This is a genomic window from Indioceanicola profundi (genome assembly GCF_003568845.1).
GTDB classification, from domain to species: Bacteria; Pseudomonadota; Alphaproteobacteria; order Azospirillales; family Azospirillaceae; genus Indioceanicola; species Indioceanicola profundi.
In genome coordinates this window covers 1,521,899-1,548,193 of sequence record NZ_CP030126.1, presented here as the reverse complement: position 1 = coordinate 1,548,193, position 26,295 = coordinate 1,521,899, and the positions used below count along the sequence as shown (strand labels likewise).

Below are 26,295 nucleotides of genomic sequence, written 5' to 3'. Positions count from 1 at the left end.
CATTTAAGCGGCGCCCGGTATTCAGGGCGGGCAACTGTGGTTGCGTTTCCTCCCTAGTGAAACTTGAAACCCCGGCCTGTCTCTGCCAGGCCGGGGCTTTTTTCGTCTGTGAGTTGCTTCTGCTTCAGGGGCGTAGCCGGGGTTCCGGCGGCGCGTCTTCTGGCTGCGGCGGGCTCTGCGATACCTGCGGCCGACCGGCCAGCCGGTCGTCGACCGCATCCAGTTTTGCGGTAACCGCCGGATTTGCCGGATCGACGCGAAGAGCGCGTTGATAATAAACACGGGCCGTCTGCCAGTCCTGTCTGGCCTCCGCCGTATTCGCCCAGGCCTGATAGGTTTCCAGGATGCGCCGCCGCAGGTCCGCCAGAAGCGGGTGGCGCGGATCGATGGCGCGGATTTCCTGCAGGGTGGTGAAAGCGTTGTCGGCCTGGGGCGTTGTCAGCTTGCGCGCGGCGAACTGTGCTTCCGCCCGGCTCGCGAGCGTCCGGAGCTGCCGCGCCTCGGCCTGCGTCGGGCCGGGAGGAGGTGCAAGCGCGACATCCTCCTCGCGGGCCGGAGAGGCCGCATCCTGCGCCAGCTTCTCGTCGGCTGCCTGCTCCGCGCTGTCGAGTTCGGCCAACTCCTCATCATCCAGAGGCTGGGACTCTTCGGGAGGCGGGGCCTGCCGGGCCGGGTCAGGAAGGCTGGCCGACCCCGCGGCAGGAGCGGGCTCCGCCGGGACGTCTTCCCCGCTGAGGACACGCCCCGCAAGCTCCGAGAAACGCTCCACATCCTCGGCGGAGTAGCGCGTGGGCTCCTCGGCCGCCGGAGGGGTAGAGGTTGCGACCGTGCCGGCTGTCGGTTGCGCGGGGGCCGGCTGCGCCTGGGTTGCCGCATCTCCGGCTGCCGTGCCCGTACGGCCGGCGCTCGGAACCTCCGGCGGAGTATTGAAGGCGGTGTCGGCCGTTCCGGTTGGCGCGGATACATCCGCGACGCGGTCACGCGTGGGCTCAAGACCTGACCGGGTGTCTGCCGGACCCGTAGCGACCGATGTTGCCGCCGGCCGTTCCAACCCGAGCAGGTCCGTGATCCGCTCATCCTCCAGAACGCCTGTATCGTAGAGATAGGCGGCGCCGGCGATGCCCAGCACGCCGATCATCAGGAAGGCGAGCCAGCCGCCCTTGCGCGACGGCTTTTCCCGCCCGGTATCCTTGCGGGGGGCGAAGATTGGGCCGTCATCGGCAATCCGCAGATCGTCCCGCTCCGGCGTCACCGTCGGCCCGATGGTGTAAATCGTGCCCACAGCTTCGACGGTCGGCAGCAGGTCGGCTTGTTCCAGCCGGTTGCGCAGTTCCGGGCCACCGGACAGAAGCACCTGCAAGAAGCGCCCGGACGGGCTGACGGAACCGGACAACTCCACCAGGTCGCGCAACGTGTCGGGGGAGAGGCGATCCGCCTCCTCCACCATCATCACGCCTGTGCCGGCAAGATCCAGCCGCTCCTCCAGCGCCTCCACCAGCGCTTCGAAATCGGCAGGCGTATAGTCCGAGCCCAGCATGCTGGCCCCGGCAACCTCGATGAGGTCCTCCACGGTCACGCCGGTGGCGGCCGCCACGGTCATCACCATGCAGCCTTCCGCCTCGACATGGCGCGCCAAGCGCGCCAGCAGACCCACCCGGGTTGCCGGCGCGTCTCCGACCAGGACCAGAAGCCTGCGGCGGCCGATGACGGCCAGGAGCAGTCCGTTGAAGATCGTTTCGCCATCGGCGATGCCAGCATCGTCTTCAGGATCGATGGTGGCCAATGGTGCCGTCCTCATGCGTGGCCGGCCCTCCTGCAAATGAACCGAAGTTAAAGGGGATCTCGCACGATCCACCCGATGCACAGGAGATTAATGGACAGGGACGCAGGTCGGCCCCGGTGCGATGGTGGGGGGCGCTGACCTTTCGGGTCTGTATTCGATACTTTCGCGCATCCTCTGCGGGGCTGGACCGTAATCGCTGTTTCCAAATGGACCTGAACAGCTATCCCGGCGGGCGGTTCCGTTCAGCATCCGACCAATTCCGGGCGGCCGAGCGTACCGGACATTCGGCTGTGCCGTAGGGCTGGCACCGTGCAGATCCGGCGTGCGGCATAGTCCGTTCGTCCAGGGCATCGGCCGCTTGGGGGGTTGTACCGGTTCCGTCGATCTGGCAGAAAAAAGGCCGCTCCGAGGAGCGGCCTGAGTTTAGGGAGGAAACGCCCGAAAAGGGCACTGCAGCACCAAGATGCTGCACTGCAAGATGCTGCACTGCAAGATATTGGACTTGTCGTTGCGTTTGGCAAGACCGGACACGGCCCCACATGGGGCCGTCGTCGTTTTCGGCCTTCTTGTTGCGGATCGGCATCACCCCGTATGTGTGGGCGGGTCCGGATTACGGCGGATGAGGAGTTCCATGATGTCCAGCACCGAACAGCAGCCGGCCTTACTGGACGAGGTCGGGCTGCAAAGTCTGGCTGAGCGCATCGCCGCATCCCGGCCCGCCATCTTTCTCGATTATGACGGCACGCTGAGCGAGATCGCGCCGCGCCCCGATCTGGCGACGCTGGACGAAGGGATGAGGGACAGGCTCCGCCGGCTGGCCAGAGGGTGTCCCCTGGGAATCATCAGCGGCCGGGACCTCGACGATGTGCGCCGGCTGGTGGGAGTCGAAGGGCTGATCTACGCCGGCAGCCACGGGTTCGACATCGATGCGCCCAGCGGTCGCCACCGCATGGGCGAAGAATATGTTGCAGCGCTGAGTAGGGCAGGCGAGGCGGTGGAGCGCGCCCTTACCGCCGTTCCCGGCGCGCTCGTCGAGAAGAAGCGATACGCCGTGGCGATCCATACCCGCCAGGTTCCGCCGGAACGCAAGCCGGAGGTGGGGGAAGCGGTAGCGGCCGTGGCGGCGGGTGAGCCCGAGTTGCGGCGGACCGGCGGCAAGGAACTCTTCGAGCTACGTCCGAACCTGCCCTGGGACAAGGGGCGGGCTCTTCTGCATGTGTTGGAAGCAGAGGGACTGGGCGACTGCACGCCTGTCTATGTGGGAGACGACCTGACCGACGAGGATGCGTTCGCCGTCCTTACCGAGCGCGGAATCGGGGTAAGGGTCGCCGAAGCGGGCGAGCCGACCAAAGCCGCCTTCGTCGTCAGCGACGTGGCCACGGTCGGCCGTCTGTTGGACCTGGTCGCGGACCGGCTTCAGGCCTGAACGCCCGCACCGGCGCTACTCAGGGGCGCATCTTCGGCGGATAGGCCGGCTTGGCGTGATCGGGGTTGACCTTTTCGTCCGTCGCCGGTTCCGGCACGCCGCCCGGAGTATAGGGCGGCATCGCATCGTCGCCGGGATGCTGGGTCGACGGGTGGGTCGGCTCCTTGCGGGGGTGGTTGGCGGGCGATCGCGAGGGCATGGCGGCTCCTTGGTCCATCTTGGTCCTGGACGGAACAGCCCTGTCGGCGACCGCGTTCCATGAGGAGCCTCTTCCGCCGGTCGGCTCCTCCGACCCTTTGCCAAGCGGATAGGCGGCAAGCGCAACCGGAGAGCGGCACCGATGCCGGGTTGGCGTAGGGCGTACACCGAATTCCCACAGCTCTTCCGCTTCTCCGTTTTTTCGGTGTGCTGCCGTCTTCATTAGACTGGCACTCCGCGTATGAATCGATACCGAGGAAGCCCAATCATGCTGCGTATGGCCACCGTCCAATCCGCTCTGAGGCCTTTCGCCCTGGTGGCGGCCCTGGCGCTGGGAGCCTGCGGATCGAGTCCGCCGGCCTTCCAGGAAGTCGCTATGGCGGAACCGCAGGCCTACACCCTGGGGCCGGGGGACTCGATCCGCGTCATCGTCTTCGGCCACGAGCAGTTGTCCGGTGAGTTCTCCGTCGACGGCAGCGGTCACATCGCCCTTCCGCTGATCGGGGAAGTCCGGGCCACGGGCGCATCCGCGCGTGAGCTGGAGAAACGCATCGCCCAGCAGCTCGCAGACGGCTATGTGCGCGACCCGCGCGTCAGCGTCGAGGTGCTGAGCTTCCGGCCTTTCTACATCATCGGCGAGGTCAATAATCCGGGGCAGTACCCCTATGCCGCCGGAATGACCGCCGTGACTGCCGTTGCGCTCGCCGGCGGTTATACCTACCGGGCCAAGCAGGATCAGGTCGTCATCACACGGACAGTGAACGGGCAGAAGCAGGAGGGGACCGCCCCGCCGAACACCCCCGTCATGCCCGACGACGTGATCCGTGTGCCGGAGCGCTATTTCTAAGGCGTGGGCCGAACCGCTGCCGGATGCGTTGTATCTGGCAGGAAGGTGGGCGGCCGGCATGGGACTGGTGCCGGCCGCCGCCCGCCGGCGGAAAATTGCCGAACCCGAACAAGTGACAAGTCAGAAGGCCTCATGCGCTCCTTCTTCCGCAGTCGGCGACCAGCCGACGAACCCGTTCCCGCTCCGGCAAACACCCGCGGCGCCATTTCCGTCGAGGCGGAGCGGATACGCCCGGCCGAGCCGGCCATGCCCGGCATGCGGCGGGAGGGCGGACCGATCCGCCGCGCCACCGCGATGGACGAGAACGTCCCTCGTTTTTCCATGCCGATCTCCAATGGCCTGCGCTCCGCCACTACGGTTGCGCCGGAAGTGAGCCGGAGACTACGGGAGGCGTTCACGCCGACCCGCCCGAAGCAGGAGGTGAATGCGCTCTTCATCGGGCGCCTGGGCACTATCCGCCGGATCATCTCCGCCATTGAGGAGGAGCGGGCGAATGTCGTGCTCTACGGCGACCGCGGCCGGGGCAAGACCTCGCTGGCCAATGCCGTGGAGCAGATCGCCGTCCAGGCCGGGTACCTGACCATCAAGATGACCTGCTCCGCCGAGCTGGGATTCGAGGACATGTTCCGCGCTCTGATGGGGCGTATCCCATCCAGCTATCACAAGGGCGCGGCCGGGAACCCGTTCTCGGGTCCGCGGGGATTCGCCGCCTTCGATGAACGGCTGCCCAAGGGTCCGTACACGGTCACCCAGCTTGCCGACGTGATGGACGAGATCGCCGGCACGCATGTGCTGATGGTGCTGGACGAGTATGACCGGATCGCCTCGGAGGACACGCGCAACAAGCTTGCCGAGCTGATCAAGAATCTCACCGACAAGGGAAGTCCGGTCACTCTGTTCATCATCGGCGTAGCTGAAAGCGTCGACCATCTGCTGGGCAAGCATCCCTCGATCCAGCGCGCACTGGTGGCTGTGCACCTGCCGCCGATGAGCGACCGGGAGATCGAGCGGATCATCCTGGCCGGCGCGGAAGCGGCAGGCATCAGCTTCTCCGCGGATGTCCGCCGCCGGATCGTGAACCTGTCCAAGGGCTTGCCCTATTACGCCCAGCTTCTGAGCCTGCACTCGGCGCGCGCGGCCGTGGGTCGAAGCTCGAATCAGGTCGAACGCCAGGATCTGGCGGAAGCAGTCAAGCGTTGCACCTCCGAGGCGGAGCGGGCCCTCATCGAGGCTTATCACCGCGTGATCGGCCCGGAAGGGGCAGGGCCGCGGGCCGACGTGCTCTATCTCTGTGCCCAGGCGCCGACAGACGACTTCGGCAGCTTCCGGGAAAGCGATGTGGCGCAGGTGCCGTTGCGCGGCGCCGGTCCTGCACACAAGCCCGAGGTCATAAATCGCACCTTGGCTGAGCTGACCGAAGGGGATGGCGCTATCCTCCAGCGCGTCATCGTCCCCGACGGGCACCGTATCCGCTTCCGGAATCAGATGATGCGGCAGTTCGTTCTGCTGATGCAGGCTGAGCGCCGGGAACTGCTCTGACCTAAATCGCGCCGTCCGGCCCCGGGATTCGGGGTCGGATGGCCGGTCAATCTCAGGATTATCGGCGAAAGCCGCTGCCCACCCCTGGCTCAGGGGATGTGGCAGCGGCTTTTTCCATGGTCCAAGGACTCTGGCGCGTATCTGCCGCGGAACCGATCCGCTGCTGTCCATCAAGTAGAAGCCGCCGATCCCTATGCCTTTCGTGACGGCCTATGCCGCCCAGCGGTATGTGGATAGGCCAGTCGGACTGTGACCATCCCTGTCACAGCGGGCAGACTCCATCCTAATGGCAGCAGTCATTCGGACCTTTTCTACTCTTGTACTTACCTCCTAAAGCGCTGAAAATCCGAGATACGCAAATTCGATGTAAGTAAAGCCGCCGAGTAGGGCAGGGATCGATGTTCCTGAAATCTGGTGATATAAATGGCATACAGGGGTAGAAGCCCTACTTTTTTGCACTCATTCCTGCTTGGAAAAGCGGCATATGCCTAAAGCGGCTATGTTTTAATGCCTTCGAGAGATATAAAAATGACCGATACCGGGGTATGTTTCACCCGAAAGAAGAGAGCGCCGATGGATGCCCGATCCGGCAGAGCTAACGGGAATGGTTTTCCGGAGCGCTAATAACGGCGCAAATCACGTAAGCCAACCAGTCAAACTAGCGCGGGAGCAGAGCATGGAAAACGTCACGGCTTTTCTTATCGATGCCAACAAGCTGTTTCGTGAGGGGTTGAAGCGCCTGTTGGAAGAGAGCCCGTTCAAGATCGTCGCCGAAGCTGGCAACGTCCGCGAGGGCGTCTCGATCGCCGAGCAGGGGCTGAAGCCCGACCTGATCCTGCTGGACCTCGTCAATGGCGGTGAGGAAGAGGCGGAAGCGATGCGCCGGCTGCGCCAGGCGCTCCCCGACAGCCGCATGGTCGTTCTCACCACCGATCTCTGCACGCGGCGTCTGTCCAATGCGCTGGAAGCCGGGGCCGATGGCTACCTGATGAAGGATCTTTCGTCCGATGCGCTGACGCAGTCGCTGCGGCTGGTGATGATGGGCGAGAAGGTTTTCCCGACCCACCTCGCGGCGCTGCTCATCAGCGGCCGGGTGAACGGAAACGGGCTGGAGATGCCGGTGTCCCGCAAGGGCCTGTCACAGCGTGAGATCCAGATCCTCCGCTGCCTCCTGAACGGCGACAGCAACAAGATGATCGCCAACCATCTCAACATCACCGAAGCGACGGTGAAGGTTCACCTGAAGAGCCTGCTCCGGAAGATCAACGCCTCCAACCGGACCCAGGCCGCCATCTGGGCGCTGAACAACGGGATCGGCGGCGAGTTCGCCGGCGCCGGCAATGTGCCGCAGCAGGCTTCGGCGGCCGTAGGCTGACAGGCCGGGCGCGGGCCGCGGCCGTCACACGGCCGCAAACTGCCGAATGAGAAGGGGCGCACCTGATGGTGCGCCCTTTTCCATGAGCGGACGGAGCGGAGATCGACTGACCGGCAGGAACGCCTCAGGCGCTGCGGGCTTCGCGGGACAGTCCCTGGCGGGCCGGCTGCAGGGCGTGCTGCTGGCGCGCGGCGAACACGCCGGCTTCCGTCCGGTTCCGGAAGTGGAGCTTGGCCAACACGCTGCGGACCATGCTCTTCACCACCGCTTCCGACAGGTCGAGCTGCTCCGCGATCGTTCTGTTGTTCAGGCCCTGGCCGAGGAGCTGCAGGCACTGGAACTCCACATCCGTCAAGCGCGGCAGCAGGGTGAGCCGGATCTCGTCCACGCCCATGCGGGAGAGGAACTGTTTCGGCAGGATGCAGTGGCCCTCGACTCCAAGGTCGATAAGCTCGTTGACCCTGCCCAGATTTATGTCCTCGAACACCCAGGCATCGGCAAAGGCGAGGATGTGGGCGGCATCGAGGAGCTCGCGGCTGCTGAGTATGACGATGATGCGGCTGCGCCTGGAGAGGCGGAGATACACCATCGGTTCATTCTCGCGCAGGGCGGAGAATTGCTGCACGTCGATCAGGATCACGTCCGGCGTCGACGTGGCCTGGCTCAGCTCCGCGATGTCGTGACAAACCGTCACACGGTGGCGGCTTTCTCGGTCCAGCGCGGAGAGCAACTGGCCGGCGACGACCTCATCTCCGGGGACCAGACAGACATGCATTGCGTTCACCTTGCCTCTCCGGCTGCTCTGGGCGGGCATCATCGATCGATCGTTCTGGGCGTCCATATCTTCGCTCGTCTCGAGTAATCCTCGCCCCACGTGAACACGCTCGGCGGGCAGATACGTCCGTGTCGCAGGAGAAGTCCAACGCAATGCTTAACTCTTCCGGGTGGAATGAGGTTAAGATGAAAGCTACTGGAGTTCCCAACAATCACTGGGTTCAATTGAAAGAGCTCGTGGCGCTATGGAACATTGTTCAGGGTAAACATCTCAAGTCTGGCAAATGGCGATGACGCCATATGTTGTGATACCTCGGAGGAAGCCGGATGCGTGTTTCCGTAGGTGGCAGGCGATCCCGGAATCGCAACGGAGCGCCTATTGGGCTATGCTACTGCAACCTTTTCGTAACGGGGCGGGAAGGCGGGCCGGCCTACATCGGTGTAGGTGGACCTGGGCGGGTCGTCCCACACGGAAAAGGTTTTGCATATACTTGTATGGAAGTGTGATGCCGAGGTATAAGCTGTGGTTGAACCCGTCGTGGATGCACGACTCCCTTAAGCTCGATTCAGGCTTGGCTTCTACATGCGCCTGCTGATTGCCGACACCGACAGCGCCTTCCGTGTACGCCTGCGGCCCGCCCTCCGGCGGGTCCAGGGATTCCGCAATCTCGAGGAGTTCGACGATTTCGAAAGCCTGCAGTCTGCCGCGTCCGGGTCGGAGCCGGCGGTGCTGCTGGTTTCCGATGCGTTGGCCGGCCTGCCTTCGGGCTGCATCTCCCAACTGGTCCAGGCCGATCCGGAGCGGCCGGTGATCGTCCTCGGCGCTGACGATGCGGAGCGGCTCCGCGCCATGTTCCGCGAAGGCGCGCGGGGCTATGTCCGGCGCGCCCACGCGGCTGAGGAGCTGCCGCAGGCCATCCCTGTGGTGCTGGAGGGGGGGATCTACATTCCTCCGATCCTGGGCATGCGGCCCAGCAACGAGCCGCTGATGACCCAGGCCGGTCCGGTGCCTGCCGGGTTCTTCCGCGAGGACGGGGCGCAGCAACTGACTCCGCGTCAGCGTGAGGTGCTGTCGATGATTCGCTCCGATTGGGGCAATTCCGACATCGCCGATGCGCTCGGCGTGACCGTCGGGACCGTGAAGATCCACATCACGGCCATCTTCAAGGCGCTCGGCGTGCGAAACCGCACCCAGGCCAAGATCGCGGCGGAGTGGCTGAATGTCCCGATGCTGAAGAAGCCGTCGGGTGACAGCTGAATCGGCAGTGGTCACACCGTCATAATGTCGCCATGCCGGCCCGGCTCCTGCTATAGAGGTCGGACAGGGCCGGAACCCGGCCCTTCGGGAGGTCCATCCAGGCAGGAGGTGACCATGGCGGCGGAAACGCCTATTTGCGATTTCGGCTGGAAGGCCGTCGACTTCCAGCTTCGCGGCATTGACGGCAGGACCTATGGCCTGCCGGACGTGCGTGGGCCGAACGGTCTGCTGGTGATGTTCATCTGCAACCATTGTCCCTACGTGCAGGCCGTCGTCGACCGGCTGGTGGCCACCGTGGACGAATTGCGGCAGCACGGGATCGGCAGCATCGCCATCATGTCCAACGATACCGAGGCCTACCCGGAGGACTCCTTCGACCACATGGTGGAATTCGCGGCGGCACACCGGTTCGGCTTCCCCTATGTGATCGATGAAACCCAAGCCGTCGCCCGGGCCTACGATGCGGTCTGTACGCCGGACTTCTTCGGCTTCAACGCCGATCTCGAGTTGCAGTACCGGGGACGCCTCGACGCCTCGCGCAAGCAGGCCGTGGATGGGGCGGAGCCGGAACTTCTGAACGCCATGATCCAGGTTGCGCGCACCGGGCAGGGGCCGCATGACCAGATCCCCAGCATGGGCTGCTCGATCAAGTGGCGCGATCCGGTCTGACCGGCCGGTAGGAGCTCCGATTTCCCACCCGCGGTACAGTCCGGCACGACCCTCGCGCCTTGACCATCGACGGGGCCTCTGCTATCGGCCCCCTTCTACCCTATGGAGTCCGGCTTAGGCCGGGAGTAACCCCGATGTCCGATATCTTCCGGGAAGTCGATGAGGATCTTCGCCGCGACCAGGCGCAGAAGATCTGGAAGCGATTCGGTCCGGCCCTCATCGCCGCAGCTCTCATCGTCGTTGCCGCCACGGCTAGCTATACGCTGTGGCAGCGGGCCCGGCTCGCCGACCAGCGGGAGCGGACGGCGGTTCTGACCCGGGCGATCGAGGCAGCGGTGCCAGAAGGCGCGGCGGCCCCGTCCGCCGAGGCAGCGGACGAGCTGGCGGCAGCGGCAGCACAGCTCGACGGCGGCCACGCCACGCTCGCGCGCCTTTATCAGGCGGCGGCGCTCGCCAATGGCGGCCAAAGGGAGCAGGCGGTCGCCGTCTATGACGAGATTTCCGGCTCCGCGGAAGATCCGCTGCTGCGAGATCTCGCCTCGCTGCATGCGGTGCTGCATCAGATCGACAGCGGAGACCCGGCCCAGCTCCAGAGCCGCCTCGCGCCTCTTGCTTCGCCGACGAGCCCTTGGCGCTGGTCCGCGCGTGAGTTGACCGGTCTGCTGGCGATCCGTACCGGCGATACAGCCCGCGCGGGATCGATCTTCCGGGAGCTTGCCGCCGACGCCGAGGCGCCGGCCGGCATCCGCACCCGCGCCACAGAGCTTGCCGCCCTTTACCCCGAGTCCAAATGACCCGAGAGATTTCCGTGGCCCATCGCCCCACCATGCGCGTCTCGCCGTCCCGCCGCAAAGCCGTCGCGGCGGGGCTGGCGGCCTGCCTGCTGCTGTCCGGATGCGACACCATCGGCGGATGGTTCGATAGCGAGGACGAGGGCCCCCGCCTGGGCGGCAACCGCATTTCCGTTCTTCAGCTCGAGCAGTCCCTGGAGCCCGACCCGACCCTGCAGCAGGCGGAGATCGCCCTGCCGGAGGCGCAGGCGAACGCCGCCTGGACGCAGCCCGGCGGCGACATCCGCCACGCGCCCGGCCATCTGGCGTTGGGCCGCGACCTGCGGGAGGTCTGGCGTGTCGCGATCGAGGGCGGCACGCGCTCCCGCCCGCTGCTGAGCGGTCCGGTGGTCGCCAATGGTCGCGTCTATGTCCTGGACACCGAGTTCGACCTTCACGCCATCGACGCCGCGACCGGCGCCACGGTGTGGACGGCGAATGTCGTCCGGCCGGACCAGGAGGGCGAGGCCTTCGGCGGCGGCGTCTCCGTCGGCGATGACGGGCGCCTGTTCGTGACCACGGGTTACGGTGAGGCTGTCGCCATCGACCCGGCCAACGGTTCGGAAATCTGGCGGCAGCGCATCGCCGGCCCGATCCGCTCCGCCCCGACGGTTGCCCAGGGCCGCGTCTTCGTTGTCGCCACGGACAACCAGACCATCACGCTCGCGGCGGAGAACCGCGTCCTCCAGTGGACCCATACCGGTATTCTGGAGACGGCGGCGCTCCTCGGCGGCTCATCCGCGGCGGTGGAGAACGACATCGTAATCGTTCCCTACTCGTCGGGTGAGCTTTACGCGCTCCGCGTCGAGAATGGCGTGCAGGCCTGGTCCGACAATCTCGCCACGGTGCGGCGCGGCAGCGCTGCCGGAGCCCTGGCCGACATCCGTGGTCTTCCCGTCATCGACCGTGGTCTCGTCTTCGCGGTCAGTCACAGCGGGCGCATGGCGGCGATCAATCTGCGCACCGGTCAGCGCGCCTGGGAACAGGATATCGGCGGCATCAACACGCCCTATGTGGCCGGCGACTGGATCTTCGTGCTGAGCAACGAGGCGCAGCTTGTGGCGCTGGCGCGCGACACCGGCCGCATCCGTTGGATCAGCCAGCTCCAGCAGTTCGAGGACGAGGAGGATCGCGAGGACCCGCTGGTCTGGGCAGGCCCGATTCTGGCCGGAGGCCGTCTCATCCTGGTGAACAGCGAGGCCGAACTGGTCGAGGTGTCGCCGCGGACCGGAGAGGTGGTCAACAAGATCGACCTGCCCGACGCGACATTGTTGCCGCCGGTCGTTGCCGACAACACGCTTTATGTGTTGACGGACGATGGCGACCTCGTCGCCTATCGCTGAAGCCCATTTCCACGGACGGGCATAGGGGGAGTGCCATGGCGCAGGCCGCCCGGCGGCTGACGGTCGCCATCATCGGTCGCCCCAATGTGGGCAAGTCCACGCTGTTCAACCGGCTGGTGGGCAAGAAGCTCGCCATCGTCGACGACACGCCGGGCGTCACCCGCGACTGGCGCGCGTCGGATGCCCGCGTCGGCGGGCTGGATCTGGTTGTGGTCGACACGGCCGGGCTGGAGGAAGTGTTTGACCAGAGCCTGGAGGCGCGCATGCGCCGCCAGACCGAACAGGCGCTTCAGCGCGCGGATGTAGGGCTTTTCCTGATCGACGCACGCGCCGGCGTGACGCCGCTGGACCGGCATTTCGCCGGCTGGCTGCGTCGGTCCGGCACGCCGGTCATCCTGGTCGCCAACAAGTGTGAAGGGCAGGCGGGCCAGCCCGGTCTGCTCGAAGCCTTCGAGCTTGGCCTGGGCGAGCCGGTGCCGCTCTCGGCGGAGCATGGAGAGGGGCTGGCCGATCTGGTCCAGGCGCTGCTGCCCTTTGCCCCGGAGGAGGAATCCCCGTCCGAAGCGGCGGACGCGCAGGATGCGGCGGACGCCGTGCCGGTTCCCGCCGCCGCGGCGCCGGACAGCCCGGAGGAAGCCGCGCGCCTTGCCGAAGCCGGTCAGGCCGTGGAAGGCGAATCGCGGCAGGGCGAGCAGGAGGAGCCGGCGCCGAAGGTGCTTCAGCTCGCCATCGTCGGGCGTCCCAATGTCGGCAAATCCACGCTGCTGAACAGCCTGGTCGGGGAAGAGCGGGTTCTGACCGGGCCCGAGGCCGGCATGACCCGCGATGCCATCGCGGTGGAGTGGATTTGGCGCGACCAGCCGCTGAAGCTGGTTGATACCGCCGGGCTGCGCCGGAAGGCGCGGGTGGAAACCAAGCTGGAGAAGCTGGCGGTCGCCGATACGCTTCGCGTGATCCGGTTGGCGCATGTCGTCGTCCTGGTGCTGGACGCCAACGCGATCCTGGACAAGCAGGATCTGACCATCGCGCGCATGGTGATCGAGGAAGGGCGCGCCCTGATCATCGCGATCAACAAATGGGATGCGGTGGAGAACCGGCAGGAGGCGTTGCAGCAGCTCCGCGACCGGCTCCAGACCTCGATGCCCCAGGTGAAGGGCATTCCCACGGTCACCATCTCGGCCCTGCGCGGGCAGAAGCTGGACTCGCTTCTGGACAGCGTGCTGGACGTGTACGCGCTCTGGAACCGGCGTATTTCGACTGCGCAGTTGAACCGCTGGCTGCACGGCATGCTGGAACAGCATCCGCCGCCGCTGGTGGAGGGGCGCCGCCTGAAAATTCGCTACATGACCCAGGTGAAGAGCCGGCCGCCGACCTTCGCCCTGTTCGTCAACAAGCCGGTCGACCTGCCGGAACATTATATGCGTTACCTGGTCAACGGCATGCGGGAGACTTTCGATCTGCCCGGCGTGCCGATCCGGTTCCTGGTCCGGAAGGGCAGCACGAATCCCTACGCTGGAAGTTAAGCTAAAATCCGAAGTGTCTTCGCCCGGAGCCTCTCATCCGATAGTATGTATCCGGATGGCAGTGGGGGCTGCACGTGCTGAAATGGATCAGGAACCGCTTGGTCGGGTACGAGGTGTTCTTCCAGCATGAAGGACGCTGGCGGCTTGAGGCGGTCACCGATGATGAGGATGCGGCAGTCGCCCTGGCGCGGAAGGCGCTCGGCAGCGGCGGGACGCTGTCCGCCAGGGTGGTGCGGCAGCGCTCCATGCTCAACGGCTTCACCACGGAGACGGTGATCTTTGAAGATGCCGTGCAGGCCAGGGAAAAGCCGGTCGTCGTCGCCAGCCCGTCGCAGCCGACCCCGCTCTGCGCCACAGTGGCCGACCTCTGCGAGGATGCGGGGCGGCAGGTGGTGGGGCAGGTCCTGAAGGACTATCTGGCCCGGAACAATCTCACCGCCACGGAACTTCTGCACGGCTGGTCCCATGCCCGGCGGCTGCAGGACAAGGGCGGCGGCATTGTGACCGCCGCCATCCACCGCACCGCCACGGCCCAGGCCGCGACCACCGGCACCTCGGTGAAGGACCGCGTGAAGGAGCTGATCGGGCTTGTCGACCAGGCGACAGGGCTGGCCCGGGACTTTGCGGCTGAGCGCAAGCGTCTTCCCCCGTTCCAAGGCGCGGATATCGCTGCCTACGCCCGGACAGTGCAGGCCGCCGTGGGGGAGGATCGATATGCCTACGCGATGCGCTCCCTGCTGACGGTCTGGCTGTTCGAGATTTCAAGCCTGCCCGGCAAGCTCGACTCGGTCGTGGAGTTGATGGAGCAGCCGGACATCGACGAGCCGCTCATGCGGCTGCTGGACGGGATCGCTGCCGACACGCTGATTTTCGCGGATGTCATCCAGGACGTGTTCGGTGCGCGGTCGAATCTGGCAGGCTTCCTTTGCGCCCTGGCAGGATTTCTCCAGGGTCGTCAGGTCGGCGGGATGTCGCCGGGGGCGGCGCGGCTGTCGGGACTGATCGGCCGGGGAGTGGCTCCGCTCTGCCGTCAAGTCCTGACCGCGCGCTTGGTCCAGGAGATCGCAAGCGACAAGCCGCTGGACAAGCTGAACCCTGCCGCGGACGGCACGCTGATCGAGGAGCTGACGACGGCGCTGATGCAGGGAAATGGTGAAATGTTCGGCGGTGAGGCGGTTCGCAAGGCGATGTCGATCCGGCGGCTCCGCAATCGCCAGGATGTGCTGAGAGCCAAGGGGCTCCACGCCGTTGCCGACAACCTGCGGGCCGAGTAGGGCGGCTACGGCCGGGAGTGCCCGGATCGGTCAGGCCGCGGACTGGCCGTCGCGGCGATATTGCTGGATGCGGGTGGTGCGCAGGCCCCGAGGGCCGTGCTTATCGATCAGCCTCTGCCAGGTAAGAAATTCCTCGACGCTGAGATTATAGCGGCTGCACGCTTCCTCCAAGGTGATGATGCCGCTGCGCACGCCGGCAACGACTTGCGCCTTGCGTCGGGTGACCCAGCGTTTGGTGTCGGGCGGGGGCAGATCGTCAAGGGTTATCGCGTTCTCGGCAATCGCCGGGACGGACACGCAGCCGGTGTATTCAGAGGTCATCTGGCACGCGGAAGTGTTGGTATTTACCCCTATCGATACGTTCTACCCATTAAGATTCGGTGAAATGCGTTCAAGCGCCGGTCTTGTTCCGGATGGAGAGTACGTTCTCGGGCTTCACGGCCATCACGCCGACCACCAGGTACGTATTGCCGTCCGACATGTCCACGCCGGTAACCACCCCTGTGGACTGGACCAGGGTTGCGATGTCCTCGCCGTCGGAGCCCTTGGCCTTCACGGCGACCTGATAGAATCCGTCCTGCAACTGCTTGCCGGAAGCACTCTTCCCGTCCCAGCTCAGGTCATGATAGCCGGCGGTCTTGGGCATGGACATGCTGTGAACCAGCAGGCCGGTGTTGTCGTAGAATTCGACCGTGGCGCTGGCGGCCGGTGATGGCAGCGTGACCGTGAGGTTCGCCTTGCCCTCCTGCAGCGCGATGCCGTTCCCCTGCATTTCAATGACCTTGCCCATATAGCTGAGAGCCTGGACGGGCCGGTTCTGGTTCATCGTGCCGATCAGCGCGTCCAACTTGTCATTGGAGGCGATCTGCTGCTCCACCTGGGAGAACTGGACGAGCTGGTTGGTGAATTCCGAGGCGTCCTGCGGCTGCATCGGGTCCTGGTTCTTGAGCTGCTCCGTCAGCAGCTTCAGGAACGTCTGGTAATTGTCGGAAAGGGTCTTCAGCGCATTGGGCTGCGCCGTTGTGGCCGTCTGCCCGACGCCGGTGCTGGTGATCTCGGTAGCCATCCTTCATCTCTCTCTGAAGCGGTCAGACACGCACATCGACGCGGCCGGGGCCGATCGTCAGGGCCGGCGCACCGGCCGGGGTGGCGGGTGCGTCGACCGCTCCATCATTCGCGATCCGCAGTCCGGCATTGCGGCCGCGTTCCTGCATATGTTCCCGCTGGGCCTGTCCTCCCTGGTCGCGCAGGGAAAAGCTGAGCCCGTTGGCATCGGTTTTCAGACCGGCATCCTGCAAGGCCCGTTCCAACCCGCGGGCGTCACGTTGCAGCATGTCCAGAGTGCCCGCGTTATCGGCGGTCACCATGGCCCGCAGCGTTCCGTCCTTGCCGAAATCAAGTTGCACGTCGATACGTCCCAGATCCGCCGGCCGGAGTTGCACGGTCAGGCGATCATGCCCCTCCGCAGCCGCCTTCTGGATATGCAGCGCGATCTGTTGCGGGGCGGCGGCAGGATGACCGGGGCGGACAGGCCGGGCATTCGCGACGAGCTGTGCGAAATCGGAGCTGCCCGTCTTCTGAAGTTCGGGAGCGGCCGGGGCATGAAGCTGGATATCAGCTTCCGCCTGTGCGCCATCCTGCTGCCCGTATCCGGAACCGCCCTGTTCGCCTGTCTGCTTCGACGGCTCGATGGCAGCCGCAAGGTCCTGGCCGGTACCGGGGGAGGGATTTGCCGATGGCTCGGCAAAAGCTGCCGCGGCTGCGCGTTGCGGGGCGGAAGCTGCTGCAGCCACTGCCGGTTCCGGCCGTTCCGGAGCATTCCGTCCGGCGGGCCGATCCTCCTGCACACGGGCGCGCCAGTCACGTCCGGCATCAGCCTGTTCTGCCTGACCTATCTGCTCCATCAGTTGGGCCGGCGCCAACCCCGATGGCTCGGCCGGACCGGACCCGCTTGCCGCGGCCGCGTCCGGCACATCCGCCACCCTCACGGCATCCGCCGGGGCTTTCGGCAGAGACGTGGAGGCCAGTGGGGCGGACGCGCCATCGCGGGAGGGTGCATCTCCATCAGCCCCACCCGCCGCAATGTTCTCCGCCGCAATGTCCTCCGACACAGTGCTCGCCGCCGGTGCTGACGGCGCGGGCATAGGCGGCTCCGGTGCAGGGGCAGCGCCCGAAGCCTCGACGGGAGCATCCACGGGCACCTGGGCAACCAGCGTCATTCCATCGGCTTCAGCTTCGGCCGTGGAGGAGGAATCTGCTGCCCGGCCGGCATCCGCCGACACCTTGGGCACAGCCTGCTCCGCCACACCCTCCGCACCAGCCGCCCGCGCTGGCCTTGCGATCGGCCCCGAAGGCGTGGGTGTGGCGACGGTCCTGGCGGGCGCTGCCGCGACGGCGGTGACGGGGGGCTGAACAGGAGCAGCTGTGGCTGCAACCGGCGCTGGCTGGGTAGGCTGCGTCGGAACCGGATTGTCCAGGACCTGGGCCGATCCGGTGCCGGCGGTCTCGGGCGATGGGCCCGGCTCGCTTCCGGATATTGCCGGGATAGAGATATCCGCCGGCGCGGAAGTTGCCGGTTTGGGAGCTGTCGGCAACGGAAGCGCTTCCGGAGTCCAGGCTGTGTCTGCGGGCTGCACGACCAAGGTGTCGGAGGATACCGGGACGGCTGCTTCATCGTCGGCCACCGGAACCAAGGAGTCGGATCGGTCCGCAGCCCCGTCGGCGCGAAGCGTCGCCGCGGCGGGAGGGGCGGGAGCGCGTCCGTCCACTGCTGGCACGATATCCAATGGATTGGAAGCAGTCCCCGGCGGCAAGGGCATTGGGGTCTGTTCCTGTGCGTTATGCCGGATCGCGGCGCCCGCCATGAACACCGGCACCCCGCCCTGCAATACAGGGGCGCCCCGGCGGGCCTGCCCCGCTGCTTGGGCGGAAGGGGCGGACGTTGGCTGGATGGACGGCGCGATGCTTGGCGCTGCCGCGGCCAAGGGGGACTGCGCCGTTCCGGGCGGTGCCGCGACAGCCTCTCCCGAGTCCGCCTTGATGAGCCCGGCCAGGAGCGCGTTGAAAGCGCCGTCCGTGGTTTGGGTCGCCGTTGGCGCGACCGCCCCGGCGGGAACCGCGGGAACGCCGGCTTTCTGCGGCAGGATCTGGGCGGAAAGGATGTCCATGGCTGACGTCCCGATTGGTGGTTCCGCTTTACAATGCAAGCAGCGGGCCAGATTCAAACCCGGCTGTATCGGTCGCGACCAGGGATGCCCGGCGGACTCCTGCCGTTCCCACCGGGCAGGGCATGCCGGGATGGGCAGCTTCTGCCGAGTGCCGCTCCTGGCCGGTCCTTAGCTGCCGGACTGGCCTGTCTCAGAGAACCTGATTGAAGGATGAGGCGGGGGCACGGCTGCCGCGGCCATAACCGCCGGCTCCGCCCGGCGGCCCTTCAAGCTCCTGCGCACGATTGACCGCATGGACAATCGTGGCGGCCAGGGCGTCCGTAGCGCGCAAGGCGACCTGTACGGCCATCGCGTTCGCCAGGCTCGCAGCCTGGAAGGCCACGATTGCGTCCTGGAGCCGCTGGCGCTCCTCGGCTTCCAGCTCCCTCAGCCCTACCGGATCGCGGGCGATGGCCCGCAGGGCCTCCTCATGGGCGCGGGCTAGGCGCTGCTTCATTTCCCCAAGCTCACGTAGGCCGTCGCGGTCGCGCGCGGCGATCAAGGCCTTCTCCTGCGTGAACAGCAGGGTGAGCTGGTCCATGCTGTCGGTCAGGGTCTCGATCCGGACCATCCCGGCGCTCATCAGCGGCCTCCCTGGGCAGCCATTTCCTGGGCTTCCAGCAGGGACCGCTTCACATGATCGGCCAGCCCGAAGCCGCCGGCTTTGGAAACCTCCTTGCCGTACTGCTCCATCAGCAGGCCGCGATAGGTTTCCTCAGCATGGCCGCCGCCGAAATTCTCATCCGCGCCGACGCCTTCCCACATGCTGCTCAGCATCTGGGTCACGAACACCGCCTCGAACTCCTTGGCAGCCTTGTCGATCTCGGCTTCGCTCGCATTGCGGCTCAGCCGCAGGGCGGCGGCCGGCCGGCTCTGCTGAATGGCGACGCGGTCGAAGCCGGGCGGGGGCAGGGCCATGTCCGTCATCACATCACCTCGATCTCGGCCTGGAGCGCGCCGGCCGCCTTGATGGATTGGAGGATGGAGATCATGTCGCGGGGGCCGACGCCCAGCGCGTTCAGGTTCTGCACCAGCTCCTGAAGGGAGACGCCGGCGGGGATGATGGTCAACTTGTTGTCCTTGCCGTCATCCACCTGGATATCGGTGCGCGGGACCACCACCGTCTGCCCGCCCTCGTTGAAGGGGCCCGGCTGGCTGACCTGCGGCGTCTCCACGACACGGATGGTCAGGTTGCCCTGGGCGATGGCGACGGTGCTGATCCGGACGTTCTCACCCATCACGATCACGCCGGACGCCTCGTCGATGACGACGCGGGCGGGCTGGTCCGGGGTGACGCGCAGTTGCTCGATGTCCCGGATGAAGCCCACCACATCGCCTCGCCGGGGGGCGGGCACGTCGATCAGGATGGAGGCAGGGTCTGTGGCCTGGGCCGTCCTGGTGCCGAACACCCCGTTGATCGCCTCGGACACGCGCTTCGCCGTCGTGAAATCAGGGTTCCGCAACGCCAGCCGGACATAGGGCAGGTCGGTCAGGGCGAAGGGGATCTCCCGCTCCACGATGGCGCCGCCGGCGATGCGGCCGGAGGTGGGAACGCCGCGGGTGATGCTGGCGGCCTGACCCTGGGCGGCGAAGCCGGAGACGGCCACCGCGCCCTGGCCAACCGCATAGACCTCGCCATCTGCGCCCAGCAGCGGCGTCACCAGCAGCGTGCCGCCTTGCAGGTTCTTGGCGTCGCCAAGCGTCGCGACGGAGATGTCGATGCGGGTGCCCTGGGTGGTGAAGGGGGGGAGGGTAGCCGTTACCATCACGGCGGCGACATTGCGGGTCCGTAGCGTCTCGCCACGGATGTTCACGCCCAGCCGTTCCAGCATGCCGATCAGGCTCTGCTCGGTGAAGGGGGAGTTGTTAATGGTGTCGCCGGTCCCGTTCAGGCCCACCACCAGGCCATAGCCCACCAGCATGTTGTCGCGCACCCCCTCCACATCGGCGATGTCCTTGATGCGGGACTGGGCATCGGCGACTCCGGGCTGCAACAGTGCCAGTGCCAAGCCTCCGGCAACCGCGGCGGACCGCAGCAGGCGGGGCAGGCTGGAAAGGGCGGATCGGATCGACTGGCGCAACATGGCTCGATTCCCTGGGACCGTTCGCCTTCCCTATGCGAGCAGCGTGCCAACCGGGGGATCGTGCGGGAATCGAGCGAATGCAGCGGTCCTGTAAGGCTTGGCGGCAAGCCCTGCACCCGGCCGGCGGAAAAAATTGCCCTATGCGCCGCGGCGGCGCGGGTGATAACACTAATGGAGGATCGGGGCGCTTCCGCCGCGGCTGGCAGGGCCTGATCCGGATTCGCCATACACTTCCGCAACCATCGCGACGGCCATGAAGATCGAGGGTCCCGGTTCACTCCGCCCCGGCCAGGTCCGCAAGGCCCAGAAAAGCGGCTCCGGTGGGGACTTCCGCAGCCATATCGAGGCTGAGGAGGACGGCGGCGCGTCGCGTGCCGGCGGGGCGCAGTCCATGTTCGGCGTCACCCCCCTCTTTGCCTTGCAGGAGGTGGACGATGCGCTACAGGGCCGGAAGAAGGCCCGTGCCCGGGCGGAAGACATTCTGGACCGGCTGGACGAGATCCGCCTGGGCCTGCTGAGCGGGACGATTCCGCAGGAGCGGCTGGTGGAACTGGTGCGCATCATCCAGGCCCGGCGGGAGCAGGTGGAGGATCCGCGACTCCAGGAGATCCTGGATGAGATCGACCTCCGCGCGCAGGTCGAAATAGCGAAACTGACCCGCTAGTTGCTCCGCAAATTCAGGAATCCTTGAAAATCAATAGCTTAACAGATTTGCCTTGGATCGTTGAGATTGTTGCGGGCGAAAGGGGCGATCCCTATACTCCCGCGCGTCTCGACCCCCAGGATCGGACCTGAAATGTCGTCTTCTGCGCCGCTGTTGCCTCCCGATTACCGGCCGTCCGAGGACGAGCCGTTCATGAACCCGATCATGCGGGAATATTTCCGCCAGAAGCTGCTGAAGTGGCGGGCGGAACTGCTCAGGGAATCCAATGAAACCCTGCAGAGCCTGCAGGATGGTGGAATCCAGGAGCCGGATATCGCCGACCGTGCCTCGGCGGAAACCGACCGGGCGCTGGAACTGCGCACCCGCGATCGGGAACGCAAGCTGATCTCCAAGATCGATGCCGCGCTCGACCGGCTCGAGCAGGGAGAGTACGGCTATTGCGATGAGACGGGGGAGCCCATTGGCGTCCGCCGCCTCGAAGCCCGCCCCATCGCGACGCTGAGCCTGGAAGCCCAGGAGCGGCATGAGCGCATGGAGCGCACGCACCGGGACGACTGATCGCCCGGCGTTCCGGCAGGGATGAAGCCCGAACGGGCCAAAGAAAGAAGGGCCGGCGAATTGCCGGCCCTTTCAGTTTTCGAGGCTTGAAGAAAAAGACAATCGGTCTCTGGCACTGCGGACCCCGCCCCGACAGGCGGAGTATTCGGTTCCTGGTCCTTTCGCGTTCGGCGGTTCTTGAGAGAGGCCGCGCCGCTTCCGACGGCGGTGCGCCCGGTGAGGATGGGATCGGCGGGTCAGAAGGGCGTGATGATGTCCAGCACCTGACTGCCCCAGCGCGGCTGCTGCACGTCGCTGATGTGACCGCGTCCGCCGTAGGAGATGCGCGCTTCGGCGATCTTCTCGTAGCTGATCGTGTTCTGGGAAGTGATGTCCTCCGGCCGGATGATGCCCGTGATGGTCAGCTCGCGGACCTCGTAATTCACGCGCACCTCCTGACGACCCTGGACCACCAGATTGCCGTTGGGCAGGACCTGGAGGATCAGCGCCGCCACCTGAAGATCGATCTGCTCGGTGCGCTGGATCTGGCCGCCGCCGGCGTTGTCCATGGCGGAGGAGATGTCCACCAGACCTTCCAGCGTGTCATCGCTGGGCGTCGGAAGGACGCGGGCGATATTCCGCTGAAGGCCGAACAGGCCGGGCACGGACAGGCCGTCGCTGCTCTCCCGGTTCCGGGAGGAGCGGTTCTGAAGCTGTGCCCGGTCGTTGATCTGGATATTGATGGTCAGGATGTCGCCGACATTGCTGGCGCGCTGGTCCTTGAAGAAGGCGCGGGTGCCGGACCGCCAGAGCGAATTGGCCTGCTGCACCGGCGGCGGGGCCGGCGGCATGGGCATGCTGACCGGCTGATAGCCGGGCACGGCCTGCGGATGCTGGATGTGCGTTAGTTCCGGTACCTGTCCGACCTCGGCGAGCCGGGTGGCCATGCAGGCGTTCAGCATCAGGCTGCTCAGGGCGAGAGCCAGGACCGGGGCCCGGCGGATCAGGCGGGCAGGGGCGGTCTTCGTGATGGTCATGGCACTCTCCCTCAGTTCGAGGCGGTGGTGAGTTGGACGGCGCCGGCGGGAACCACGGTCACCAGACCGTCGGAGGCCACCTTGGCGTCGATGACGCGGCTGCTGGTCGTGTTGGCGACGCGGATGACCTCTCCCACCGCGCCATCGGCCAGCGCGCGGCCCTGGGCCGTCAGCGTCATGGTCGGGCTCTGAAGCAGGATGGTGACGACCGCGCCGCGCGGCACCACGACCGGCGCGCGCACATCGCGGACCCGCATGGGCCGATGAGCGGTCGTCGCGCGCCGCACGGTCTGGCCGATCAGCTCCTCGGCAGCCAGCACGGTGTCGGAGCCGGTGCGGTCGCGGGGAACGATGGTCCAGTCAAGATCGGCTTCGGTGATGATCTCGCCCGGCATCAGGCGGCGGGTCAGCACCGGAACCTCGACCACCTCCACGGCGCGGGCGCCGATATTCTGGCGCAGGCCGGTGGCCGGGACCAACAGATCGGCCGTGACGCGGCCCCGCCCGGCATCATAGGCAAGATTTTCCACCACCAGCGTTTCATCCATGCCGGCCGGCAGGTGCAGGGTCAGGGTGCGGTTGTCCAGCGACAGGTCCAGCTTGGACTGGACACCCTTGTCGGCCAGCGCCTCGATCAGGGCCTCCTGGATACGTTCCGGCCCGAGAGAGATGGAGGCGCGCTCCACCATGATGCGGTCGGCGCCCGTGGTAGGCTGCCAGTCCAGGCCGTTGGCCGTCGCGATCCGGCCCAGTGCCGCGGGCTCCAGGTTGATGCGGCGGCCCGGCTCCGGCGCTGCGGCGACCGCACGCTCGGCCGTGTCGCTGTCCAGCCCGTCGAAGAGATCGCCGAGGCGGATCTGCGCGCCATCGACCCGCGCCGCGGCCCGAAGGGTGGCGGCATCGGCCTGGGCAGCCATGCCGGCCAGGAGCGTGCCGGCGAGGAGGAGTGTGGCGAAGCGCTTCATGATCCTGTTCCTCCCGGCGTCAGCGCAGGTTCGTCACGGACTGCATCATCTGGTCGGATGTGCTGATGACGCGGGAGTTCATCTCGTAGGCGCGCTGGGCGCTGATCAGGCTGGTGATCTCCGAGACGATGTTCACGTTGGAGGTTTCCAGCGCCTGCTGCATCAACCGCCCGACGCCCGGCTCGCCCGGATTGCCGGCCAGCGCCTGACCGGAGGCCGGGGTTTCCAGCAGCAGGTTGTCGCCGACGGCCTCGAGACCGACAGGGTTCGGGAACACGGCGAGCTGGAGCTGGCCGACATTCTGCGGCTCCACCTGTCCGTCCAGCTTCACCAGCACCTCGCCGTTGGGGTTGATGGTGATATCCACGGCGTTCTGCGGGATCACGATGCCGGGCTGCACATTGTAGCCGTCGGCGGTGACGATCGTGCCCTCGGCGTTGAGCTGGAAGGAGCCGGCGCGGGTATAGGCGGTCTCGCCGTTCGGCAGCTCCACCTGGAAGAAGCCCTGGCCGTTGATGGCGACGTCCAGCACGTTGCCGGTCGGGGTGATGTTGCCCTGCTCGTTGATGCGGTAGACCGCCGCCGCCTTGACGCCGGCGCCGACCTGCACGCCGGCCGGAACGACCGTGCCGGCGTCGGAGGAGGTGGAGCCGACGCGGCGCATGTTCTGGTACAGCAGGTCCTGGAACTCCGCCCGCTGACGCTTGAACCCCGTCGTCGTCATATTGGCGATGTTGTTCGAGATGGTCTCGACGTTGAGCTGCTGGGCCAGCATTCCCGTCGCGCCGATGCTGAGGCTACGCATTCTCAGGGTCTCCTTACTGCACGCGGGAAAGCTTCTGGAGCGCGGTGCGGATGCGCTCGTGCTCGCCATCGATCATCTTCTGGGTGTTCTGGTACTGGCGGACGACTTCCATCATCTGGGTCATCTCGACCACCGGCTGGACGTTGGAGCCCTCGATGGCGCCCTGCGCCACCTGTGGGTTCTCCAGCACTTCCGGCTCCTGCGCGGTGGCGTAGAGGCCGCCGCCCAGTGTCTCCATCCGCTGCTCGTCCGCGAAGGTGACGACCTTCATCCGGGCGACTTCGCCCTCCTCGGTCATCACCGTGCCGTTGCCGGTGATGGTGACGTGCTGGGCGGCGGCGGGGATGATGATGCGGGCGTCCTGGTCGGACAGGACCGGAAGTCCGTTGCCGTCCACCAGCTCACGGTCGGCATTCATCTGGAAGCTGCCGCCGCGGGTGTAACGGGGCCCTGCGAAGGTCTCCACCGCGAAGTAGCCGCGGTCGCGCAACGCCACATCCAGCGGATTGTCCGTCACCATCAGAGGGCCCGGAGCGACATTGCGCATCAGGCCGAAATCCTGGACGAAGGACATGCTGTCCTGCTGGCGGTCGGGCTGCTCCAGATACTCCAGGAACAGCATGCGCTGGGCCTTGAAGCCGGTGGTGTTCATGTTGGCGACGTTGTTCGCCATCACGTCCACCTGGCGGCGCAGCGCCTCCTGGCGGGAGAGCGCGATGTAGAGCGTATTTTCCATCGCAGTGCCTCGAAACGCGGGGCCGGTCGTTGTCGGACGCGCCGGCCGATTGTCTTGGCATTCCTATAAGCAGGCGGCGTGCCAAGTTCCGAAGCTTAGGAAAATCAGTAGGTTGGGTTTGGCGGGAGGGCTGCTGCATCCATCCTGCGGCGCTGGGGGCAGCGACTGCCCGGCAGCATTTGCCGCCAGGGTCCGGGCGCGGCATGCCCAAACGGAAACCGCCGCGCCCCGGGGTGGGGCGCGGCGGTCTGCGGAACCGGCCGGATGGCTATGTGCCGTCAGGCCGCGTCGGCGGCCACCTGCATCTTCACGATGCGGTCGGGGTTATCGACCGTGCCGCTCTGGCCGCGGCCGCGCTTGATCTTGTCCACATGCTCCATGCCGTCGGTGACCTGACCCCAGACGGTGTACTGGCGGTCCAGGAAGCGGGCCTCGCCGAAGCAGATGAAGAACTGGCTGTCGGCGCTGTCCGGATTGGCCGCACGGGCCATGGAGCAGGTACCGCGCACATGCGGCGCTTCGTTGAACTCCGCCTTCAGCTTCTTGCCGGAGCCGCCGGTGCCATCGCCCTTCGGATCGCCGCCCTGGGCCATGAAGCCCTCGATCACCCTGTGAAAGGCAAGGCCGTCATAGAAGCCTTCGCGGGCCAGCTCCTTGATCCGGGCCACATGGTTGGGCGCCAGATCGGGGCGTAGCTGGATGGTGACCCGGCCGTGATCCAGGTCGAGGTAAAGCGTGTTCTCGGCGTCCATGTCGGTTGTCCTTCCATCCCTTCGTGTCGATGCCGCCGCTGAAGTCCGGCGATACGGGCCGCCGACCTTAGCGGGACCTTTCCGGCCTGCCTACCGCGAACGTGCGGTCACTTCTTTCCGGACTTGCCATCCACGTCCGCGGCAACGCGCATGGAAACGATCCTGTCCGGGTCCTCAACCAGTCCATTGGCCGAAACGTCCCCCTTCTTGATCGCGTCCACATGCTCCATGCCCGACACGACCTTTCCCCAGACCGTATAAAGCCGGTCCAGGCTCGGGGCCGGGCCATACATGATGAAGAACTGGCTGTCGGCACTGTTGGGAGAGGCCGCGCGGGCCATGGAAACAACGCCCCGCACATGCTTCTCCTCCGACGCCTCCAGCGGCAGCGTCTGGCCGGACCCGCCGGCACCGGTGCCCGTCGGATCGCCGGTCTGGGCCATGAAGCCCTCGATCACGCGATGGAACGGCGCGCCGTCATAGAAACCCTGGCGGGTCAGCTCCTTGATCCGGGCCACATGCTTCGGGGCCAGATCGGGACGCATTTCAATCACCACACGGCCGGTGGGAAGCTCGAGATAGAGCGTATTCTCAAGGTCCGCAGCCTGGGCGGGGACGCCGATGAACAGCGCGGCGAACAGGGTCAGGATGGCAGCAAGGCGGCGCATCG

27 protein-coding genes are annotated in these 26,295 nt (G+C 66.3%); 12 read left to right on the top strand and 15 right to left on the bottom strand.

All coding sequences use genetic code 11. The features are described from left to right. Nucleotides 1-124 precede the first annotated feature (124 nt). Complete coding sequence (locus DOL89_RS07380; protein ID WP_162937377.1) at nt 125-1,798, bottom strand: AAA family ATPase; 1,674 nt, start codon at nt 1,796-1,798, stop codon at nt 125-127. A 616-nt stretch (nt 1,799-2,414) separates the two neighbouring features. Between DOL89_RS07380 and otsB the strand changes: the two genes are divergently transcribed. Next, nucleotides 2,415-3,209, top strand: a complete 795-nt coding sequence (gene otsB, locus DOL89_RS07375) for a trehalose-phosphatase (protein ID WP_205574654.1) — start codon at nt 2,415-2,417, stop codon at nt 3,207-3,209. A gap of 19 nt (nt 3,210-3,228) precedes the next feature. Here the strand turns inward: otsB and DOL89_RS07370 are convergent, their stop codons facing one another. Further along, nucleotides 3,229-3,408 carry a hypothetical protein gene (locus DOL89_RS07370; RefSeq protein WP_119678551.1) on the bottom strand — a complete coding sequence of 60 codons (180 nt, stop codon included), beginning with the start codon at nt 3,406-3,408 and terminating at the stop codon, nt 3,229-3,231. 267 nt (nt 3,409-3,675) lie between these two features. Here DOL89_RS07370 and DOL89_RS07365 point away from each other — a divergent pair, with 267 nt between their 5' ends. The 3 genes from DOL89_RS07365 to DOL89_RS07355 all read left to right on the top strand — a co-directional run bounded on the left by DOL89_RS07365 (nt 3,676) and on the right by DOL89_RS07355 (nt 7,168). Next, nucleotides 3,676-4,254 (top strand): polysaccharide biosynthesis/export family protein, encoded by a 579-nt coding sequence (locus DOL89_RS07365; RefSeq protein WP_225889939.1) that lies wholly within the window; start codon nt 3,676-3,678, stop codon nt 4,252-4,254. A gap of 132 nt (nt 4,255-4,386) precedes the next feature. Further along, on the top strand, nt 4,387-5,793 hold the full coding sequence (locus tag DOL89_RS07360) for an nSTAND1 domain-containing NTPase (RefSeq protein ID WP_119678550.1): 1,407 nt from the start codon (nt 4,387-4,389) through the stop codon (nt 5,791-5,793). Nucleotides 5,794-6,469: 676 nt separating this feature from the next. Continuing rightward, nucleotides 6,470-7,168, top strand: a complete 699-nt coding sequence (locus DOL89_RS07355) for a LuxR C-terminal-related transcriptional regulator (RefSeq protein WP_119678549.1) — start codon at nt 6,470-6,472, stop codon at nt 7,166-7,168. A gap of 124 nt (nt 7,169-7,292) precedes the next feature. Here the strand turns inward: DOL89_RS07355 and DOL89_RS07350 are convergent, their stop codons facing one another. Continuing rightward, nucleotides 7,293-7,943, bottom strand: coding sequence for a response regulator transcription factor (locus DOL89_RS07350; protein ID WP_119680306.1), 651 nt, complete (start codon nt 7,941-7,943; stop codon nt 7,293-7,295). A 582-nt stretch (nt 7,944-8,525) separates the two neighbouring features. Here DOL89_RS07350 and DOL89_RS07345 point away from each other — a divergent pair. The 6 genes from DOL89_RS07345 to DOL89_RS07320 all read left to right on the top strand — a co-directional run bounded on the left by DOL89_RS07345 (nt 8,526) and on the right by DOL89_RS07320 (nt 14,839). Then, nucleotides 8,526-9,200 carry a response regulator transcription factor gene (locus tag DOL89_RS07345; protein ID WP_119678548.1) on the top strand — a complete coding sequence of 225 codons (675 nt, stop codon included), beginning with the start codon at nt 8,526-8,528 and terminating at the stop codon, nt 9,198-9,200. Between the two features lie 114 nt (nt 9,201-9,314). Beyond that, entirely contained in the window at nt 9,315-9,869 is a 555-nt protein-coding gene (locus tag DOL89_RS07340; protein WP_119678547.1) for a thioredoxin family protein, read from the top strand. A 134-nt stretch (nt 9,870-10,003) separates the two neighbouring features. Then, the gene (locus tag DOL89_RS07335) at nt 10,004-10,663 is read left to right on the top strand and encodes a tetratricopeptide repeat protein (RefSeq protein WP_119678546.1); all 660 of its coding nucleotides are present in this window, start codon (nt 10,004-10,006) and stop codon (nt 10,661-10,663) included. Further along, on the top strand, nt 10,660-12,042 hold the full coding sequence (locus tag DOL89_RS07330; RefSeq protein WP_225889938.1) for an outer membrane protein assembly factor BamB family protein: 1,383 nt from the start codon (nt 10,660-10,662) through the stop codon (nt 12,040-12,042). Before DOL89_RS07335 ends, DOL89_RS07330 begins: the two co-directional genes overlap by 4 nt. Before the next feature lie 35 nt (nt 12,043-12,077). Further along, the gene (der, locus tag DOL89_RS07325; protein ID WP_119678544.1) at nt 12,078-13,565 is read left to right on the top strand and encodes a ribosome biogenesis GTPase Der; all 1,488 of its coding nucleotides are present in this window, start codon (nt 12,078-12,080) and stop codon (nt 13,563-13,565) included. 74 nt (nt 13,566-13,639) lie between these two features. Further along, nucleotides 13,640-14,839, top strand: a complete 1,200-nt coding sequence (locus tag DOL89_RS07320) for a hypothetical protein (protein WP_119678543.1) — start codon at nt 13,640-13,642, stop codon at nt 14,837-14,839. Between the two features lie 30 nt (nt 14,840-14,869). On the opposite strand, the gene sciP is transcribed toward DOL89_RS07320, so the two are convergent. The 6 genes from sciP to DOL89_RS07290 all read right to left on the bottom strand — a co-directional run bounded on the left by sciP (nt 14,870) and on the right by DOL89_RS07290 (nt 20,129). Next, nucleotides 14,870-15,160: a CtrA inhibitor SciP gene (gene sciP / locus DOL89_RS07315; RefSeq protein WP_119678542.1), complete on the bottom strand. Its 291-nt coding sequence runs from the start codon at nt 15,158-15,160 to the stop codon at nt 14,870-14,872. 70 nt (nt 15,161-15,230) lie between these two features. Then, complete coding sequence (locus DOL89_RS07310; RefSeq protein WP_119678541.1) at nt 15,231-15,905, bottom strand: flagellar hook assembly protein FlgD; 675 nt, start codon at nt 15,903-15,905, stop codon at nt 15,231-15,233. A gap of 22 nt (nt 15,906-15,927) precedes the next feature. Continuing rightward, on the bottom strand, nt 15,928-17,130 hold the full coding sequence (locus DOL89_RS07305; RefSeq protein WP_162937375.1) for a flagellar hook-length control protein FliK: 1,203 nt from the start codon (nt 17,128-17,130) through the stop codon (nt 15,928-15,930). Nucleotides 17,131-18,196: 1,066 nt separating this feature from the next. Then, nucleotides 18,197-18,628, bottom strand: a complete 432-nt coding sequence (locus DOL89_RS07300) for a hypothetical protein (protein ID WP_119678539.1) — start codon at nt 18,626-18,628, stop codon at nt 18,197-18,199. Beyond that, nucleotides 18,628-18,972 carry a rod-binding protein gene (locus DOL89_RS07295; protein WP_119678538.1) on the bottom strand — a complete coding sequence of 115 codons (345 nt, stop codon included), beginning with the start codon at nt 18,970-18,972 and terminating at the stop codon, nt 18,628-18,630. Before DOL89_RS07295 ends, DOL89_RS07300 begins: the two co-directional genes overlap by 1 nt. Next, entirely contained in the window at nt 18,972-20,129 is a 1,158-nt protein-coding gene (locus DOL89_RS07290; RefSeq protein WP_119678537.1) for a flagellar basal body P-ring protein FlgI, read from the bottom strand. Before DOL89_RS07290 ends, DOL89_RS07295 begins: the two co-directional genes overlap by 1 nt. Before the next feature lie 253 nt (nt 20,130-20,382). Between DOL89_RS07290 and DOL89_RS07285 the strand changes: the two genes are divergently transcribed. Both DOL89_RS07285 and dksA read left to right on the top strand, forming a co-directional pair. Next, complete coding sequence (locus DOL89_RS07285) at nt 20,383-20,793, top strand: flagellar assembly protein FliX (protein WP_119678536.1); 411 nt, start codon at nt 20,383-20,385, stop codon at nt 20,791-20,793. Between the two features lie 132 nt (nt 20,794-20,925). Then, nucleotides 20,926-21,351, top strand: coding sequence for an RNA polymerase-binding protein DksA (dksA, locus tag DOL89_RS07280; protein WP_119678535.1), 426 nt, complete (start codon nt 20,926-20,928; stop codon nt 21,349-21,351). 236 nt (nt 21,352-21,587) lie between these two features. Here the strand turns inward: dksA and flgH are convergent, their stop codons facing one another. The 6 genes from flgH to DOL89_RS07250 form a co-directional block, all read right to left on the bottom strand. After that, nucleotides 21,588-22,367, bottom strand: a complete 780-nt coding sequence (gene flgH, locus DOL89_RS07275; RefSeq protein WP_119678534.1) for a flagellar basal body L-ring protein FlgH — start codon at nt 22,365-22,367, stop codon at nt 21,588-21,590. 11 nt (nt 22,368-22,378) lie between these two features. Beyond that, nucleotides 22,379-23,332: a flagellar basal body P-ring formation chaperone FlgA gene (gene flgA, locus DOL89_RS07270; RefSeq protein WP_119678533.1), complete on the bottom strand. Its 954-nt coding sequence runs from the start codon at nt 23,330-23,332 to the stop codon at nt 22,379-22,381. Between the two features lie 19 nt (nt 23,333-23,351). Beyond that, a complete protein-coding gene (gene flgG / locus DOL89_RS07265; RefSeq protein WP_119678532.1) occupies nt 23,352-24,137 on the bottom strand; it encodes a flagellar basal-body rod protein FlgG in 786 nt (261 codons plus the stop codon). Between the two features lie 13 nt (nt 24,138-24,150). Further along, nucleotides 24,151-24,873, bottom strand: a complete 723-nt coding sequence (gene flgF, locus DOL89_RS07260; RefSeq protein WP_119678531.1) for a flagellar basal-body rod protein FlgF — start codon at nt 24,871-24,873, stop codon at nt 24,151-24,153. Between the two features lie 278 nt (nt 24,874-25,151). Further along, nucleotides 25,152-25,625, bottom strand: a complete 474-nt coding sequence (locus DOL89_RS07255) for a peptidylprolyl isomerase (RefSeq protein WP_119678530.1) — start codon at nt 25,623-25,625, stop codon at nt 25,152-25,154. A gap of 107 nt (nt 25,626-25,732) precedes the next feature. Next, the gene (locus DOL89_RS07250; RefSeq protein WP_119678529.1) at nt 25,733-26,293 is read right to left on the bottom strand and encodes a peptidylprolyl isomerase; all 561 of its coding nucleotides are present in this window, start codon (nt 26,291-26,293) and stop codon (nt 25,733-25,735) included. Between the last annotated feature and the right edge of the window lie 2 nt (nt 26,294-26,295).